At 67.5% G+C, this 16,128-nt stretch carries 17 protein-coding genes; 6 read left to right on the plus strand and 11 right to left on the minus strand.

Annotated elements, in window-relative coordinates; genetic code table 11:
* The 3 genes from trpD (at position 1) to HWY37_RS22120 (ending at position 2,772) form a co-directional block, all read left to right on the plus strand.
* On the plus strand, positions 1-1,032 hold the full coding sequence (gene trpD / locus HWY37_RS22110; protein ID WP_175210846.1) for an anthranilate phosphoribosyltransferase: 1,032 nt from the start codon (positions 1-3) through the stop codon (positions 1,030-1,032).
* Complete coding sequence (gene trpC, locus HWY37_RS22115; protein WP_175210847.1) at positions 1,029-1,817, plus strand: indole-3-glycerol phosphate synthase TrpC; 789 nt, start codon at positions 1,029-1,031, stop codon at positions 1,815-1,817. Before trpD ends, trpC begins: the two co-directional genes overlap by 4 nt.
* 91 nt (positions 1,818-1,908) lie before the next feature.
* Complete coding sequence (locus tag HWY37_RS22120; protein ID WP_175210848.1) at positions 1,909-2,772, plus strand: LysR family transcriptional regulator; 864 nt, start codon at positions 1,909-1,911, stop codon at positions 2,770-2,772.
* A 9-nt stretch (positions 2,773-2,781) separates the two neighbouring features.
* On the opposite strand, the gene HWY37_RS22125 is transcribed toward HWY37_RS22120, so the two are convergent.
* The 8 genes from HWY37_RS22125 to HWY37_RS22160 form a co-directional block, all read right to left on the minus strand.
* The gene (locus tag HWY37_RS22125) at positions 2,782-3,954 is read right to left on the minus strand and encodes a thiolase (protein WP_175210849.1); all 1,173 of its coding nucleotides are present in this window, start codon (positions 3,952-3,954) and stop codon (positions 2,782-2,784) included.
* Positions 3,951-4,340 (minus strand): Zn-ribbon domain-containing OB-fold protein, encoded by a 390-nt coding sequence (locus HWY37_RS22130; RefSeq protein WP_217481333.1) that lies wholly within the window; start codon positions 4,338-4,340, stop codon positions 3,951-3,953. Before HWY37_RS22130 ends, HWY37_RS22125 begins: the two co-directional genes overlap by 4 nt.
* Entirely contained in the window at positions 4,337-5,581 is a 1,245-nt protein-coding gene (locus tag HWY37_RS22135) for a CaiB/BaiF CoA transferase family protein (RefSeq protein WP_175210850.1), read from the minus strand. The genes HWY37_RS22130 and HWY37_RS22135 overlap by 4 nt, the downstream gene beginning before the upstream one ends.
* Before the next feature lie 35 nt (positions 5,582-5,616).
* Positions 5,617-7,695: a 3-hydroxyacyl-CoA dehydrogenase NAD-binding domain-containing protein gene (locus HWY37_RS22140; RefSeq protein ID WP_176089860.1), complete on the minus strand. Its 2,079-nt coding sequence runs from the start codon at positions 7,693-7,695 to the stop codon at positions 5,617-5,619.
* A 39-nt stretch (positions 7,696-7,734) separates the two neighbouring features.
* The gene (locus HWY37_RS22145; RefSeq protein ID WP_176089861.1) at positions 7,735-8,712 is read right to left on the minus strand and encodes a Bug family tripartite tricarboxylate transporter substrate binding protein; all 978 of its coding nucleotides are present in this window, start codon (positions 8,710-8,712) and stop codon (positions 7,735-7,737) included.
* Between the two features lie 38 nt (positions 8,713-8,750).
* The gene (locus HWY37_RS22150; protein WP_176089862.1) at positions 8,751-9,143 is read right to left on the minus strand and encodes a MaoC family dehydratase; all 393 of its coding nucleotides are present in this window, start codon (positions 9,141-9,143) and stop codon (positions 8,751-8,753) included.
* A gap of 10 nt (positions 9,144-9,153) precedes the next feature.
* On the minus strand, positions 9,154-9,591 hold the full coding sequence (locus HWY37_RS22155; RefSeq protein ID WP_176089863.1) for a MaoC family dehydratase: 438 nt from the start codon (positions 9,589-9,591) through the stop codon (positions 9,154-9,156).
* A 166-nt stretch (positions 9,592-9,757) separates the two neighbouring features.
* Positions 9,758-11,620, minus strand: a complete 1,863-nt coding sequence (locus tag HWY37_RS22160; protein WP_176089864.1) for a sigma-54-dependent Fis family transcriptional regulator — start codon at positions 11,618-11,620, stop codon at positions 9,758-9,760.
* Positions 11,621-11,926: 306 nt separating this feature from the next.
* Here HWY37_RS22160 and adh point away from each other — a divergent pair, with 306 nt between their 5' ends.
* Both adh and HWY37_RS22170 read left to right on the plus strand, forming a co-directional pair.
* A complete protein-coding gene (gene adh, locus HWY37_RS22165; RefSeq protein WP_175210858.1) occupies positions 11,927-13,456 on the plus strand; it encodes an aldehyde dehydrogenase in 1,530 nt (509 codons plus the stop codon).
* Positions 13,457-13,520: 64 nt separating this feature from the next.
* Positions 13,521-13,898: a DUF779 domain-containing protein gene (locus tag HWY37_RS22170; RefSeq protein ID WP_054455269.1), complete on the plus strand. Its 378-nt coding sequence runs from the start codon at positions 13,521-13,523 to the stop codon at positions 13,896-13,898.
* 31 nt (positions 13,899-13,929) lie between these two features.
* Here the strand turns inward: HWY37_RS22170 and HWY37_RS22175 are convergent, their stop codons facing one another.
* The 3 genes from HWY37_RS22175 to HWY37_RS22185 are packed head-to-tail and all read right to left on the minus strand — an operon-like array spanning position 13,930 to position 15,024.
* A complete protein-coding gene (locus tag HWY37_RS22175; protein ID WP_175210860.1) occupies positions 13,930-14,097 on the minus strand; it encodes a hypothetical protein in 168 nt (55 codons plus the stop codon).
* Positions 14,098-14,140: 43 nt separating this feature from the next.
* Positions 14,141-14,791 (minus strand): 2-hydroxychromene-2-carboxylate isomerase, encoded by a 651-nt coding sequence (locus HWY37_RS22180; RefSeq protein WP_175210862.1) that lies wholly within the window; start codon positions 14,789-14,791, stop codon positions 14,141-14,143.
* Positions 14,791-15,024: a DUF2917 domain-containing protein gene (locus HWY37_RS22185; RefSeq protein WP_175210864.1), complete on the minus strand. Its 234-nt coding sequence runs from the start codon at positions 15,022-15,024 to the stop codon at positions 14,791-14,793. The genes HWY37_RS22180 and HWY37_RS22185 overlap by 1 nt, the downstream gene beginning before the upstream one ends.
* A 170-nt stretch (positions 15,025-15,194) precedes the next feature.
* Between HWY37_RS22185 and HWY37_RS22190 the strand changes: the two genes are divergently transcribed.
* Positions 15,195-16,112: a LysR substrate-binding domain-containing protein gene (locus HWY37_RS22190; RefSeq protein WP_175210866.1), complete on the plus strand. Its 918-nt coding sequence runs from the start codon at positions 15,195-15,197 to the stop codon at positions 16,110-16,112.
* Positions 16,113-16,128: the final 16 nt, after the last annotated feature.

Consider the following 16,128-nt stretch of genomic DNA (forward strand, 5'->3'; position numbering starts at 1 on the left):
GTGACGATTTCTCCCGCCGAAGCGCTGACGCGCTGCATTGAACACCGCGAAATTTTCCACGACGAAATGCTGCATCTCATGCGCATGCTGATGCGCGGCGAAATGTCGCCGCAGATCGCCAGCGCCTTGCTGATGGGCTTGCGCGTGAAGAAGGAAACCATCGGCGAGATCACCGCCGCCGCGCAGGTCATGCGCGAATTCGCGACGCCCGTGGTCACGCCCAATCCCGCCGATCTGCTCGACATGTGCGGCACCGGCGGCGACGGCAGCCATACCTTCAACATCTCCACCACCGCCATGTTCGTCGCCGCGGCCGCGGGCGTGCCGATCGCCAAGCACGGCAATCGCAGCGCCTCGTCCTCTAGCGGCAGCGCCGACGTGCTGGAAGCCCTGGGCGCCAACCTGACGCTCACGCCCGAGCAGGTGGCCGAATGCATCCAGGCGACCGGCATCGGCTTCATGTTCGCCCCGGCCCATCATGGCGCCATGAAGAACGTGGCCGCCGTGCGCAAGGAACTGGCCGTGCGGACGATCTTCAACATCCTCGGCCCGCTGACCAACCCGGCCGGCGCCGCCAACCAGCTGATGGGCGTGTTCCACCCCGACCTGGTCGGCATCCAGGTGCGCGTGCTGGAACGCCTGGGCTCGCGCCACGTGCTGGTGGTCCATGGCAAGGACGGCATGGACGAAGCCTCGCTGGGCGGCGCCACCCTGGTCGGCGAACTCAAGGACGGCAAAGTCCTAGAATACGAGATCCATCCCGAGGACTACGGGCTATCCATGATGTCCAACCGGAGCATCAAGGTGTCCAATCGCGAACAATCGCGCGAGCTTGTCATAGAGGCGCTGGAAAATGTCGAGGGCACCGCCCGCGACATCGTCGCGCTCAATGCGGGCCTCGCCATCTATGCTGGCAATAAAGCCGATTCCATTCCCGAAGCCTTGGCTCTAGCATTTGAACTGATCTCCACCGGCGCGGCGCGAGCCAAGCTGGAAGAATTCTGCGCATATACCCGGAAATTCCAGAAATGAACGATATTCTCGCGAAGATCCTCGCCGTCAAGGCCGAGGAAGTCGCCGCCGCTCGCCAGATGCGCAGCGAAGCCGAAGTCCTGCGCGAAGCGCAGGCGCGGCAGGACGTGCGTGGCTTTGCCCAAGCCATCGAAGACAAGATTGCGCAAGGCAAGGCCGGCGTCATCGCTGAAATCAAGAAGGCCTCGCCCTCCAAGGGCGTGCTGCGCGACCCCTTCAATCCCCCGGAAATCGCCGCCACCTATGCGGTGCACGGCGCCGCCTGCCTGTCGGTGCTGACCGACGTGCAGTTCTTCCAGGGCTCCCATGACCACCTGCGCCAGGCGCGCGCGGCCTGCTCGCTGCCAGTCCTGCGCAAGGACTTCATCATCGACCCGTACCAGATCATCGTGGCGCGCGCCATGGGCGCGGACTGCGTGCTGCTAATCGTGGCCGCGCTCAGCCCGGCGCAGCTGCGCGAGTACGAAACGCTGGCGATGGAGCTGGGCATGGACGTGCTGGTGGAAGTGCACGACGCCAAGGAACTCGACATCGCGCTGACGATGAAGACGCCGTTGCTCGGCATCAACAACCGCAACCTGCGCACCTTCGAGACCAGCCTGTCGAACACGCTGGACCTGCTGCCCCAGATCCCCGCGGGCAAGCGCGTCGTAACCGAAAGCGGCATCCTCAAGCCGGAAGACGTGCAGCTGATGCGCAAGCACAAGGTCGACGCCTTCCTGGTGGGCGAAGCCTTCATGCGCGCCAAGGATCCGGGCGCGGAACTCGCGCGCCTGATCGGCTGACCGCCCCGCTCCCGGCGGGCGGCGCGCCGCCCGCCGGGCCGTCGCCCACGGAAGCCCGCCGGGGACGATGCGCCCCGGATGCCAGGAGCCTATGGACACCACCTTCCTGCTCAATTTCATCCAGGTGATCGAGCAAGGTTCGATCGCCGAGGTCGCGCGCAAGAACGGCCTGACGCCGGCGGCGGTGAACCAGCGCATCAAGAAGGTCGAGGACGAACTCGGCTTCAAGCTGGTGGTGCGTTCAGGCCGCACGGTGAAGCCCACGGTCGAAGGCGCGCAGATCCTGGCCCAGGCCAAGCACGTCATGGAAGAGGTCCGCAACCTGAAGGCGGCGTCCCAGGGGCCGGTGGTGTTCGGCCATCTGACCCTGGGCGCGTTCGACTCCGCCATGACGACGATGATGCCCACGCTGCTGGCCCGCCTCATCGACCGGCATCCCAACCTGGAAATCAGCCTGGTCAAGGGCTATTCCGTCAATCTCTACAGCAAGATCTGCGATGGCGAAATGGATGCGGCGCTGATACTCCAGCCCCAGTTCCAGATGCCGAAGAATCTGGAATGGCGGCGCGTGCGCGACGAGCCGCTGGTCGTGCTGGCGCCGGCCTCGCTCACCGAGACCGACCCGCACCAGCTGCTGCGCGCCAATCCGCTGATCTGTTACGACCGCAAGCTATGGGGCGGGCAGCTCGCCGCCAACTACTTCCGCCAGCACAGCATACGGCCGAAGATACGCATCGAAACCGCGTCCATCGAAGTCATCGCGCTGCTGGTGACCCAGGGACTGGGCGTGTCCCTGGTGCCGGACGGCGCGGGCGAACTGCCGCCGGATTCCGGACTGCGCAAGATTCCCCTACCCGGCGACGAGCACTTCCGCAGCGTCGGCTTGCTGTGGAACCGCCAATCGGTCCGCGCGGGTCTGATCGAGGAAATCTACGAGATCGCGCGGTCCGCCTGAAGCCGCCCGCTAGCAGGTTTCCGCAGTACCCAGGATGACGGTGGACTGGCTCGACAACGTGCCGCCGTTGCCATGCGCCAGCGCCAGGCGCGCATCCCTTACCTGCCGGTCCCCCGCCTGGCCGCGCAGCTGGCGCACGGCCTCTATGACCAGGAACACGCCGTACATGCCTGGGTGCACGCAGGACAGCCCGCCCCCGTTGGTGTTCACCGGCAACCTGCCCCCCGGAGCGATGCCGCCGTCACGCACGAACGCCCCGCCCTCGCCCTTGGCGCAGAATCCCAGGTCCTCCAGGAACAGGATCGTGTTGATGGTGAAGGCGTCGTACAGCTGCGCCACGTCGATGTCGCCGGGACGGCAGCCGGCCATCTCGAACGCCAGCGCGCCCGACTGACGCGCCGCGGTAGTGGTCAGGTCCGCCATCGCGGAGATCTGGCGGTTCCAGACGGCGGTGGCGCTGCCCAGGATGTAGGCGGGCGGCTGGGGCAGATCCCTGGCACGGTCTGCCCGCGTCATGATGAAGGCGCCCGCGCCGTCCGTCACCAGGCAGCAGTCGCGGACCGTCAGCGGATCGGACACCCTGCGGGCGCCCAGCACGTCGTCGATCGACAGGGGGTCGCGGGAATAGGCCTCCGGGTTGAGCTGGGCCCAACGCCGGGCGGCCACGGCGACTTCGGCCAGGTCCTCGCGGCGCGTGCCGAACTCGTGCATGTGGCGCCTGGCGGCCAGCGCATAGGCGCTGGGCGGGTTCAGGGGCTCATAAGGCATTTCGTAGGGCTGGGGATCCAGCGCCTTGCGCGTGGCGGCGATCGCCGAGCGTCCGACGGCGGCCGTCCTCTGGGCGCTGCCGTAGCAGACCAGCACGGCATTGCACTGTCCAGAATCCAGCGCACGGGCGGCGGCCAGGATGTAGGACATGAAGCTGGAACCGCCCAGGCAGGTTCCGTCGATATAGGTCGGGCGGATGCCCAGGGTCTCGATGACCGACATCGGCCACATGCTGGCCGCCACGCTGGAGGTGGCGATGCCGTCTATGTCACGCATCTCCAGGCCCGCGTCGCGCACCGCCGCGTGCGCGGCCCGCGCCAGCAGCTCCATGTCCGTGTAGCCCGGCGCCTGGCCCAGGCCGAAATGCCCGACGCCGGCGATTGCCGTCTTGGCTCGCAGTTGCCGGTAGTTCATTGCGCCGCTCCCTCGAACAATACCGCCGGAGCGCCGTCGCGTTCGCCGATCACGGCCTTTACCGCCATGCCGATCCGCACCTGGTCCGGCGGCATGCCCACCACGCTGGACATCATCCGCACGCCCTCCTCCAGGTCGATCAGCGAAACGTTGTAGTCGCCGCCGGCCTCGGGTTTGCGCGCGACGGTGGTGTAGCTGTAGACGGTGGCCCGCCCCGCCGGCGCAACCCATCCCAGCACGTCGCTGCCGCAATGCGGGCAGATCTCGCGCGGATGGAACACGTGGCGCGCGCAATCCGCGCAACGCTGGATCATGAAGCGCCCCTGCGACAGATGGTCGAAGTACTGCTTCTGCGTCCCCATATCAGCGAATGCTGCGCTGCTCATCGTGATTCTCCCTGGATGGCGGCTTGCTGCAACGCCGCGATTTCTGCCTCGGTGCATCCCAGTCTGGCGCTCAGGACACTATGGGTATCGGCGCCCAGCAAGGGCGCCGCATTGCGGTAGGCCACAGGGCTGTCCGAAAAGCGCATCGGACTGCGCACCTGCGGGACGCTGCCGCTGACCGGATGCGGCAGCGAGAACTTCAGGCCCCGCGCCTGGACCTGTGGGTCCTCATGCACCTGGGCAATGTCGTTGATCACGCCCACAGGCACCCCGGCGGCGTCCAGCAGGCTGACCCATTCGTCGCGCCCTCGCGTGCGGAACAGACTTTCCAGCTCGGGGATGAGAGTGCCCTTGGCAAGCACGCGGCCGGTGTTGGTCCGATAGCGTTCGTCCCCGGCCAGATCGCTGCGCCCCGCGGCCACACAGAACTTCTGGAACTGGCTGTCATTGCCTACGCCCAGCACCACATGCCCATCCGCGGCCTCGAACACTTGATAGGGGGCCAGATTGACGTGCGCATTGCCTTCCCGGCGAGGCACCTCGCCGGACAGGAAATAATTGAAGTTCTGCACGCCCAGCGCCGCCACCTGGCAATCCAGCATGGAGATGTCTATGTGCTGGCCGCGGCCGCTACGGCCGCGCTCATGCAGCGCGGCCAGGATGGCGCTGGTGGCGTACATGCCGGCCATCAGGTCGGCGGCGGCGTTGCCCGCCTTCTGCGGACCGCCGCCAGGCAACGCATCCTTTTCACCGGTAATGCTCATCAGCCCGCCCAACGCCTGAATCACGAAGTCATAGCCGGGCTTTTCCGCATAGGGTCCGTCCTGACCAAAACCCGTGATGGAGCAATAGATGAGGCGCGGGTTCAACTCCCGCAAGCTGGCGTAGTCCAGGCCGTACTTGCGCAGGCCGCCCACCTTGAAGTTCTCGACGAAGATGTCGCACCCGGCTGCCAGCCGGCGCACCGCGTCCGCGCCAGCCTGGGCCGCGATATCCAGCGCCAGGGACTTCTTGTTGCGATTGGCGGCCAGGTAATACGCGGACTCCTGCGTGCGCCGGCCTTCGGCGTCCATCAGGTTGGGCGGCCCCCAGCCTCGGGTGTCGTCGCCCGACTGCGGGCGTTCGATCTTCAGCACTTCGGCGCCCAGGTCGGCCAGGTTCTGCGTGCACCAGGGACCCGCCATGATGCGGGTCATGTCGAGCACGCTGATGCCGCTGAGCGGAGGTTCTCTGTTAGACATGGCTATTGTGTAGGTGGATGACGGAAGGAAAAGTTTCAGCGGCCATGGAAGGCGCCGCCATCGCGAGCCTGGGCCAGCAGCAGCGGCGCGGGCGTCCAATACTGTGCGCCCGCATGGCTGGCGTAGTGGCGGATGCGTTCGCAGATGCGGGCCGCGCCGATCTGGTCCGCATGGAACATCGGACCTCCCCGGAAGCGCGGAAAGCCGTAGCCATTGAGCCAGATGGTGTCGATGTCCTCCGGCCGGCTGGCGACGCCTTCCTCCAGGATCCGCGCCCCTTCGTTGATCATGGAGTAGAGGCAGCGTTCCAAGATCTCTTCGTCCGAAATGACGCGCCGCGCGATGCCGCGCCTTTCCGCGTTGCGCACGATCAGTTCGGAAATGGCGGGGTCCACCGAACGTCTGCGCTGCGCGTCATAGGTGTAGAACCCGGCGCCGGTCTTCTGTCCCAGCCGTCCCGCCGCGACGATTTCGTCGAGGATGTTGCAGGCTACTTCGCGCTCGCTCAAGCGGTCCAGCCGGCTCTGGCGGTTGCGCCAGGCAACGTCCAGGCCCGCCAGGTCATTCAGCTGGAACTGCCCCATCGGGAAGCCGAACTCGCACAGCACGCGGTCGACCTGCTCGGGCAACGCACCCTCCTCCAGCATGAAATAGCACTCGCGGGTGCGCCGCGCCAGCATCCGGTTGCCGACGAAACCGTCCGACACTCCCACCATGACCGCGACCTTGCCCAGCCGCTTTCCCAGGGCCTGCGCCGTAGCCAGCGCCCGCGGCGCGCTACGCTTGCCGCGCACGTTCTCCAGCAGCTTCATGATGTGGGCGGGGCTGAAGAAATGCATGCCGACAACGTTCTCCGGACGCCGCAGGCCCGCGGCCAACGCATCGATATCCAGAAACGAGGTGTTGGTAGCGATCAGCGCGTCCGGCCGCAGGTTCTCCTCGATGCTGGCCAGCACCTGCTGCTTGACGCCCATATCCTCGAACACGGCCTCCACCACCAGGTCGCAGTCATGCAGCGACTCGTATTGCAGCGTCGGCATCAGCGCTTCGCCGCGCGCGCGCTGCGTGTCTGCAGTGATGCGCCCTTTCGCCACGTCGTTGCGATAGGTCTTGCCTATGGTCTCGACGCTGGATGCCAGCACCTTTTCGTTCTGCTCGACCAGCACGACAGGGATGCCCGCGTTCAGAAAGCACATGGCGATGCCCGTGCCCATGGTGCCCGCGCCGACGACGCCCGCCTTGCGCACCGGCTTGGCCTCCTCCATGGGCAGGCCAGCCGGCTTGGTCGCGACGCGCTCCGCAAAGAAGGCATGACGCAAAGCCCGCGCCTGAGGTGACGCGACCAGTTCACGGAAACGCTCGCGACCATAGGTCACGGCGGCATCGAAATCCGCGGACACACTGCGCGCGGCAACGTCCACGCATGCCTGCGGCGCGAGCTGGCCGCGATGGCTGGCACGGAACCGGTCACGCGCGGCGTCGAACGTCGCGGGGTCGCAGGCCGGCGCCGGCAGCTCCCGCGTGCGCCGCGCGCCCCTGCCCTGCTCCAACAGGCGCTGCGCGTAGGCCATGGCGGCGCCTCGCACATCCTCCTGCGCCAGCGCGTCCGCCACGCCTGCTTCCAGCGCCTGCACCGCGTCTATGGGCTTGCCGCCGGCGGCCATGTCCAGCGCCTTTTCCACGCCTGCCAGCCGCAACAGCCTTGGAATACCTCCGGCTCCGGGAATGATGCCCAGGGTGGACTCGGGCAGGCCCAGGCGGGCTTGCGCATCGACCACCCGATAGTGGCAGCCCAGCGCCAGTTCCAGGCCGCCTCCCAGGGCCAAACCATGGATCGCCGCGACCACGGGCTTGTCGCTGGATTCGATGGCGTGGATCACATCCGACAGGTGCGGATCGACCGGCGGCTTGCCAAACTCCTTGATGTCGGCCCCGGCCACGAACGTGGCACCCGCGCAGGCGATGACGATGGCCTGGGTGGCCCCGTCGGCGCCGGCCTGCTCCATGGCTTGCAGCAGCCCGGCCCGAACCGCCTGCGAAGTGGCGTTGACCGGAGGGTTGTCGATGAGAATGACGCGGATGTTTCCGCTGAGCGTCGAAGATACGGCTTGCATGTTTGTCCTGGAATGATGGCGGCGCGTGGCCGCCGCGGTTCAGCGGGCTTCCTGCACCGGCACCTTGGCCGTCTTGATGACCTGGGCCCACTTTTCCTTTTCTTGCCCGATGTAGCGGCCGAAGCCTTCGGGCGTATCGGTCTGCGGCTCCATGCCCTGCTGGCGCAGCCATTGCGTGAATTCGGGCTTGTCCACCATCTCGCGCAGGGTGGCGTTGAGCTGCGCGACGATGGGCTGCGGGGTGCCAGCGGGCGCCAACAGCCCATACCAGCCTGCCGCCTGGAATCCGGGATAGCCGGATTCGGCCACGGTGGGCACCTGCGGCAGCGACTGGATACGCTGCGCAGTTTCGACCGCCAGCGGCACCAGCTGTCCCGACTGGATCAGCGGCACCAGCGTGATCGCGTTGTCGCTGAGCGCAGAGATCAATCCCGATTGCACGTCGACCAGCGCTGCCGAACTACCCTTGTAGGGCACGTGCAGCATGTCCACGCCCGCAGTCGACTTGAGCAGCTCCATGGACAGGTGCTGCGTCGACCCGGTGCCGGCGGAACCGAAGGTCAGCTTGCCCGGATCCTTTTTGGCCAGGGCCAGGAATTCGCCCAGCGATTTCGGCCCGAGCTTGGGACTGACGGCGATGACCAGGGGCGAAACCGCCACGATAGTGATCGGCGCAAAGTCCTTCACGGGGTCGTAGGGCAGTTGCTGATACAGCGAGGGATTGATGGACATCGCCCCCGAGAAGGTCATGCCCAGGGTGTAGCCATCGGCGGGCGCCTTGGCGATGGCCGACATGCCCACGATGGCGGCCGCGCCCGGCTTGTTCTCGATGACCACGGGCTGACCGAATTTCTCCGTCAGTCCGCGGCCTATCATGCGGGCCAGCGTATCGGCGGCGCCGCCGGCCGCCGCGGGCACGATCATTCGGATGGGCTTGTCGGGATACGGCGCGGCCCAGGCGGTGGTCGCGGCCAAGGCCGCGCAAGAGAGGGCAAGACTCTGCAGGATGCGCTTCAAGATTGTCTCCTTGTGCTTGTTATGTGTTGCGGCTGGATTCAGCCGCGGCGGCGGGTGATGGTTCCCACCTGGACCTTCTTTCCGTCAGCCAGGGTGCAGGCGTAGGCCAGCTCCAGCCATCCGGGTTCGCTGCGGGTCACTTCGAATGCAACGTCCACGGCCTCCCCCGGCCGCGTGAACGCCACGAACTTCGCCTCGATTTCGCCGCCGTCGAGCCACGCGTCCCCAAGCAGGTCGGCGGCCATGTCGAGGACTGGCGCCATCACCAACGCCCCCTGCACGATGACGCCGCCGAAGACGCTGTTGCGCGCATATTCGGGATCGGTGTGCGTCCTGCCGGTGGTGCCGTGCAGCGCGCCGAAGCGGTTGATGTCTTTCTGTTCCGCGCCACGCGCGGCGCTACGGAACTTGTCGCCTACCTTGAATTCCATGCGGGTCTCCTCAGTTGGGCCAAACCAGGCTGCGTTCCGCCACCAGGGCGACGCGCGCGTTTTCCAGCTTGCGGACGGTGAGCTCCAGCACCACGAAGCGCTTGTCGTTCTTCAGGTACTTGTCCTTCACCAGCACGCTGGCCTCCAGCGCCTCGCCTGGATATACGGGCGCCAGCAAGCGGACTTTCTCGCGGGCATGCAAGACGCCCGTCGGCCAGGCGAACGCCGCGTGCTGCGGCTGGAAGCTGCCGACCAGGACGGGATGCACGCTGCGCACGGGGGTCGCGCCGCCTTGGGGCCGCAAGGCGCGGCCGCTGCCGTCGAGAACCGGGGAATGTTCGAAGGTGCCGATGAACGCGTCGCTGTCCGCGGCGTCGATGCTGTAGCGGCTGGGAGGAAAGAGACGGCCTATTTCGAAGTCGTCGTAGAACAGCTCGTTGCTTGCCATGTCATCACCTGGGTTGAAGGGGATGCGGGCATCGTAAGCAGTTCTTCCCGTGCGCTGGGATAGTTAACTTATCTTCAAAAGATAGTTTTTGTGCACGCCTTGCGCGCACGCGGCAAGCGTCCGCGCGCTGCCGCCATGGCGCGCGCAGGGGCCGCGGAAGATCTCGCTAGGACGGACGCGGCAAGCGCCGGTACAGCGTGCTGCGGTGCACGCCCAGCGCGCGCGCCGCGCGGCTGACGTTGCCGCCGTGGGCGGCCAGGGCGTCGCGGATCGCGGCGTCCGTCATGGCTTGCAGGCTTGCCGGGTCATCGCCGCCAGTTGATGGCCGGGCCGCCGCCGCGCCGCGGATGTCGGCGGGCAGCATTTCCGCGTCGACCATGCCCGAGGGCCCCGCCAGCACGTGCAAGGTGCGCAGCACCGCGACCAGTTGCCGGTAGTTGCCGGGCCAGGCGTACGCGGCCAGGATGGCTTCGATGCCGGGCGGCAGGACCGGCCCCGCGCCTTGCGCCGCCCACAGGCCGCGCAGCAGTTCGACGCGGTCCGCGCGCGTGCGCAGCGGTTCCAGCGTGACGGTGTATTCGGCGATGCGGAAGTACAGGTCCGGCCGCACCGGCGCGTCGGGTCCTTCGTGCGCCAGCGGCCGGTGGGTCGCGCACACCAGCGCGAAATCCACGGACACGGGCCGCGCCGCGCCCAGCGGCGAGACTTCGCGCGTCTGCAGCACGCGCAAGAGGCGCGATTGCAGCATCAGCGGCATGTCGCCGATCTCGTCCAGGAACAGCACGCCGCCATGCGCCTGGCGCAGCAGGCCCTTGCTGCCCTGCCGGCGCGCGCCGGTGAAGGCGCCGTCTTCGTAGCCGAACAGTTCGGATTCGATCAGGCTTTCGGGCAGCGCCGCGCAATTCACCGCCACGAACGGCCCCGACGCGCGCTTGCTGCGCGCATGCAGCTGGCGCGCGAAAACTTCCTTGCCCACGCCGGTTTCGCCTTGCAGCAGGATGGCCACGCCCGCGTCCGACAGGTGCACGGCGCGCGCCAGCGCGCCCAGGGTCGCCGCATCGAAATTCGGCGCGACGGGGCGTGGCCCCGCCGCGGGCGGCGCCACGGGCAGGGCTGGCGCTTGCGGCGGACGTGAACGCGGCCAGCGCAGGCGCGCGTGGTACACGGCGCCCGATCGCGCCTGCACCCGGCCGGCGGCGTCGGGGCAGCGCTCGATGTCGCCATCGAATACGTCGCCATAGCGGTACACGCCCAGCGCGGTCGGCGCCAGGCCCAGGGCTTGCAGGGCGCGGCGGTTCGCGCCGATCAGCAGGTCGCCCTGGAAGGCGAGCAGGCCTTCCCCGGGCGCGCCCAGCCCGGAATGGTCCACATGCAACCGCAGCACGGCATGCTGCTCGTAGGCCTGTTCGAACAAGCGGTGCTCGATCAGGTCCACGGCGGCGCGCACCAGCTCCAGCACGTCGGGCCGCAGGTCGCGCGCCGGGCTGGACAGGTCCAGCACGCCCACCGTGCGGCCCTCGCTGTCGGTAATGGGGACGGCTGCGCAGGTCAGGATGCGGTTGGGTTCGAAATAGTGTTCCGCGCCGTGCACGGCGATGGGGCGGCCTTCCACCAGCGCGGTGCCGATGGCATTGGTACCCGCCGCCGCTTCGTCCCAGGGCGCGCCGGGCATCAGCGCCACGCGCGATGCGCGCTGCGCGAAACCGGTGTCGCCATCGGTGTCCAGCACCAGGCCCTGGGCATCGGACAGGATCACCAGGCCGCCGTTGCCGCCGGCCTCGCGCCGCAGCAGGGATATGGCGGGCTCGGACAACCGGCGCAGCGCCTCGTTGCGCTGCTGGGCCTCGCGCAATTCACCCTGGGTCATGAGTTCGGCGCGGCGCACGCCGCGCATGTCGAAGCCCAGGTCGGCGCAGCGCCGCCACGAGCGCAGGATGGGCTCGGCGACCAGGCCGCCGGGCACGGCGCCTTGCTGGTTGAACAGCAGGCGCGCTTGCGTCAGCGCGCGCTGACGGGAATGAGTGGCCATGCATGTCTCCTGGGACAGGCGTTCTGCGACGCCTGTTCCGCGACGATGTCGCAAAAAGCGACAGGGAGGGAGGCCCCACGCCGCGCCCGCTACGCGGGCTTGCCGCCACCTGGGGGAACTGGCCCGCCCAGGGGCTCGGCGGGGAACCGGCCCTCGAAGGGCGTTTGCTGCTGATCGCCCGTTCCGGAAACCTACTTTCGCATGCAAGCCGCGGGCTGTCCAGGGAGGAAACGCGGACTGGCACGCTCCTTGCTTGATACGGAACAGGCAGCCGACTGCCGCACCCCCACAATACCGGAGACAAGCATGGACATCGCGACCCGCATCACCCCCGACTCCTACGGCACGCGCCTGGACCTGAAGACCCAGTACGACAACTTCATCGACGGCAAATGGCAGAAGCCCTCCGACGGCGAGTACTTCGACAACGTCACGCCGGTCACGGGCCAGGTGCTGACCCGCAATGCCCGCTCCAAGGAGCGCGACATCGAGCTGGCGCTGGACGCCGCTCACCGCGCCGCGCCCAAATGGGGAGCGACCCCGGCCGCGCAACGCGCCCGCATGCTGATGCAGATCGCCGACGTGATGGAGGCCAACCTGGAGCGCCTGGCCACGGCCGAGACCTGGGACAACGGCAAGCCCATCCGCGAAGCCCGCGCCGCCGACATTCCGCTGGCGATCGACCACTTCCGCTACTTCGCCTCTTGCATCCGCAGCCAGGAAGGCAGCCTGTCCGAGATAGACCACGACACGGTGGCGTATCACTTCAATGAGCCGCTAGGCGTGGTGGGCCAGATCATTCCCTGGAACTTCCCCATCCTGATGGCCGCGTGGAAGCTGGCGCCGGCCCTGGCCGCGGGCAACTGCGTGGTGCTCAAGCCCGCCGAACAGACGCCGCTGGGCATCCTGCTGCTGATGGAACTGATCGCCGACATCCTGCCCCCGGGTGTCGTCAACGTGGTCACGGGCTTCGGCCTGGAAGCCGGCAAGCCGCTGGCCTCGAACAAGCGCATCGCCAAGATCGCCTTCACCGGCGAGACCACCACCGGCCGCCTCATCATGCAGTACGCCTCGCAGAACATCATTCCGGTCACGCTGGAGCTGGGCGGCAAGTCGCCCAACATCTTCTTTGCCGACGTGGCCGCGCAGGACGATGACTTCCTCGACAAGGCGATCGAAGGCTTCGTCATGTTCGCGCTGAACCAGGGCGAGGTCTGCACCTGCCCCAGCCGCGCGCTGATCCAGGAATCCTTCTATGACAAGTTCATGGAACGCGCCCTGAAGCGCGTGGCCGAGATCAAGCAGGGCAATCCGCTGGACGCTGACACCATGCTGGGCGCGCAGGCCTCCACCGAACAGCTGGAGAAGATCCTGTCGTACCTGGACATCGGCAAGCAGGAAGGTGCCGACGTGCTGGCCGGCGGCTCGCGTGCGCAGATGCAGGGCGCACTGGAAGGCGGCTATTACGTGCAGCCCACGGTGTTCAAGGGCCACAACAAGATGCGCGTGTTCCAGGAAGAGATCTTCGGCCCGGTGGTGGCCGTGACCACCTTCAAGGACGCCGACGATGCGCTGGCCCTGGCCAACGACACGCTCTACGGCCTGGGCGCGGGCGTTTGGTCGCGCGACGCCAACACCTGCTATCGCATGGGACGCGCGATCAAAGCCGGCCGCGTGTGGACCAACTGTTATCACGCCTACCCCGCGCATGCGGCGTTCGGCGGCTACAAGCAATCCGGCATCGGACGCGAGAACCACAAGATGATGCTCAACCACTACCAGCAGACCAAGAACCTGCTGGTGAGCTACTCGCCGAAGAAGCTGGGTTTCTTCTAAGCCGGTTGCGGCCAGGCGCCGGGCTGCCAGACAGTGGGCCCGGCGCGCCTCAAAGGAGCCTGACATGGCAGAGCAAACGCCGCGCGTGGTCGCCACCGACGAGGCGCGCAGCCTGATCGAGACCCTGCGGGCCAAGCACGGCCCGTTGATGTTCCACCAGTCCGGCGGCTGCTGCGACGGCAGTTCGCCCATGTGCTATGCGCAGGGCGAATTCATGGTGGGCGGTTCGGACGTGCTGCTGGGCGAACTGGAAGGCTGCCCGTTCTACATGGGCGAGGACCAGTTCGCGTATTGGGAGCACACCCAGCTCATCATCGACGCTGTGCCCGGCCGGGGCGGCGCGTTTTCGCTGGACAGCGCGGAAGGCAAGCGCTTCCTGCTGCGCTCGCGGCTGTATTCGGATGAGGAATGGGCGCGGGTGGCGCCCGTCAGCAAGGGCTAGCCTGCCCCCTTGCCGCAGTTCGCGCGGGGCCCTAGCGGCCCTGCGCGCCGCCTTGCGGGCTGCCTTTGTCGTGCACATCGGGCCGTCCGATCTGCTGCCACTGGAACGACACGCGGCGGATGCGCGCGGCCCGGAATTGCGTGAACGAACGGCCGCCCGGCATGGGCGCGCCGCGATAGGAACTGCTGGCGTTTTTCATTGCTGAAGTAGCGTTGACGAAAAAACTTGCGTAGCGGGCGCGCTCAGGCGCGCGCGGCCGAATTCCAGGCGCTGGCGGGCGCCGCGCGGCGGGTCCATTCCAGCGCATCTTCCAGGCGGTCGTTGCCCCAGAACATTTCGCCGTCCACAAAGAAGGTGGGCGCGCCGAACACGCCCAGGTTGCGCGCGCGGTCCACCTGGCGGCGCAGCGCCTCCTTGGCGGCCTCGGACTTGCCGCGGGCGATCAGGGCATCAGCGTCCTGCCCCAGGTCCGTCAACAGCTCATGCACGACGTCCTCGGACTGGATGTCCAGGTCATGCTGAAAGTTGGCGCGGAACACCGCCACGCAGAAATCGCGGCCCCAGGGCTGGTCCTGGCCCAGCAGCGCGATGCGCGCGGGCAGCACGCTCATGCGCGGAAACAGGCGCGGCCGGTTGTAGACCACGCCGTACTTGTCGGCCAGGCGGGCGATGTCGCGCATCATGTAGGCGCCCTTGCCCGGGAACAGCCGGAACGGCGTGTCGTTCCAGCCCTGGGCCTGGAAGATCGGGCCCAGCAGGAAGGGACGCAGATCGACCCGTACCGCGGCCTCTTGCGCCAGGGCGTCGATGCGCTCGATCGCCAGATAGCTGTAGGGGCTGGCGAAGTCGAACCACATCTCGATGCGGGGCGTGGCGGGCAGTGGCGCAGTCATCACAAGGGCTCCGGGGCGGGCTGCTGGGAAATTAGCGCGACCTGCGCATCCGGCAGGCCGCTGAGAACGACATCGCGATCGCTGCCGACGGTGATGGATTCACCGGCTTGAAGCACGCTGTCATCGAAGCGCCGGTATTCGGACATCCACAAGGTGCCGGCGTGACACACGATGCGGATACCGGAAGCGCGCTTGAGCAGCATGGTCGAGCCGCCGGCCAGACGGAATGACATTCCCGCAGTGCAACAAACCTGGATCATGGCGTACCCCTGGCCGCGGCGGCGGCGATCGCGGCGGATTGCGGGGGGTTCATCCCCCTCACCCGTCGTCTGAGTGCTATTTGACGCCCGGGGGGTACTATTGCTCAAGCGACATTTCCGTCCGATACGCATGAGTTTTACGAATGCCATACCCGCTGGCCAAACTCCCGCCGCTTGATCTGGTCCGAGGCTTCGTGGCCGTGGGCCGCCGCATGAGCATCACCCTGGCCGCGCAGGATCTGCATGTGACCCAGTCGGCCGTGAGCCGCCAGATCCGGGCGCTGGAGGCCCACCTGGGTGTGCCGCTGCTGGTGCGCGGGTTCCGCAGCGTGTCGTTCACCTCGGAAGGCGCGCAGCTGTTCCGCATGGCCGACGTCTGGCTGAGCCAGCTGGGCGACCTGACCGAGCAACTGCGCGCGCCCGAGAGACGCACGCCGGTCACCGTGACCACGACCATCGGCGTGGCCTCGCTGTGGCTGCTGCCGCGGCTGGGCGACTTCCAGGCGGCGCATCCGCATATCGACGTGCGGGTGGCGGCCGACAACCGGCTGATCGACATCGACCGCGAAAGCGTGGACATCGCCATCCGCTACAGCATGCGCGACGGCGTGCCGGATGGCGCCGTCTGGCTATTCGGGGAAGCGGTGGTGCCCGTGGCCCACCCCTCGCTCAAGGCCCGCTCGCTGGACCCCGGCGAACTACAGCGCCACGTGCTGCTGGAGTTCGACGACCCGACCCGACCCTGGCTGCAATGGTCGGAATGGCTGAACGCGCGCGGGCTGGGCCGGGTGCCCGTCAAAGGCATGCTGCGCTTCAACCAATACGACCAGATCGTGCACGCGGCGCTGGCCGGCCACGGCATCGCACTGGGCCGGCTGGCGCTGATTGCGCCGATGCTGGCGGACAAGCGCCTGGAAGCCGTCGGCGGCCAGGCCGCCAGCGCCACGGAACACGCCTATTGGCTGGTGCGCAACGCGCGCCGGGGCACGCCGGACGCCGAAGTCGTCACGCGCTGGCTGATGGAACAGGCAGAGGCCACGGCGCGCGACCTGACAGGCTAGGCTCGGACGCCCAAGG

It is taken from the genome of Achromobacter anxifer, from assembly GCF_903652925.1.
Classification (GTDB): Bacteria; Pseudomonadota; Gammaproteobacteria; order Burkholderiales; family Burkholderiaceae_B; genus Achromobacter; species Achromobacter anxifer.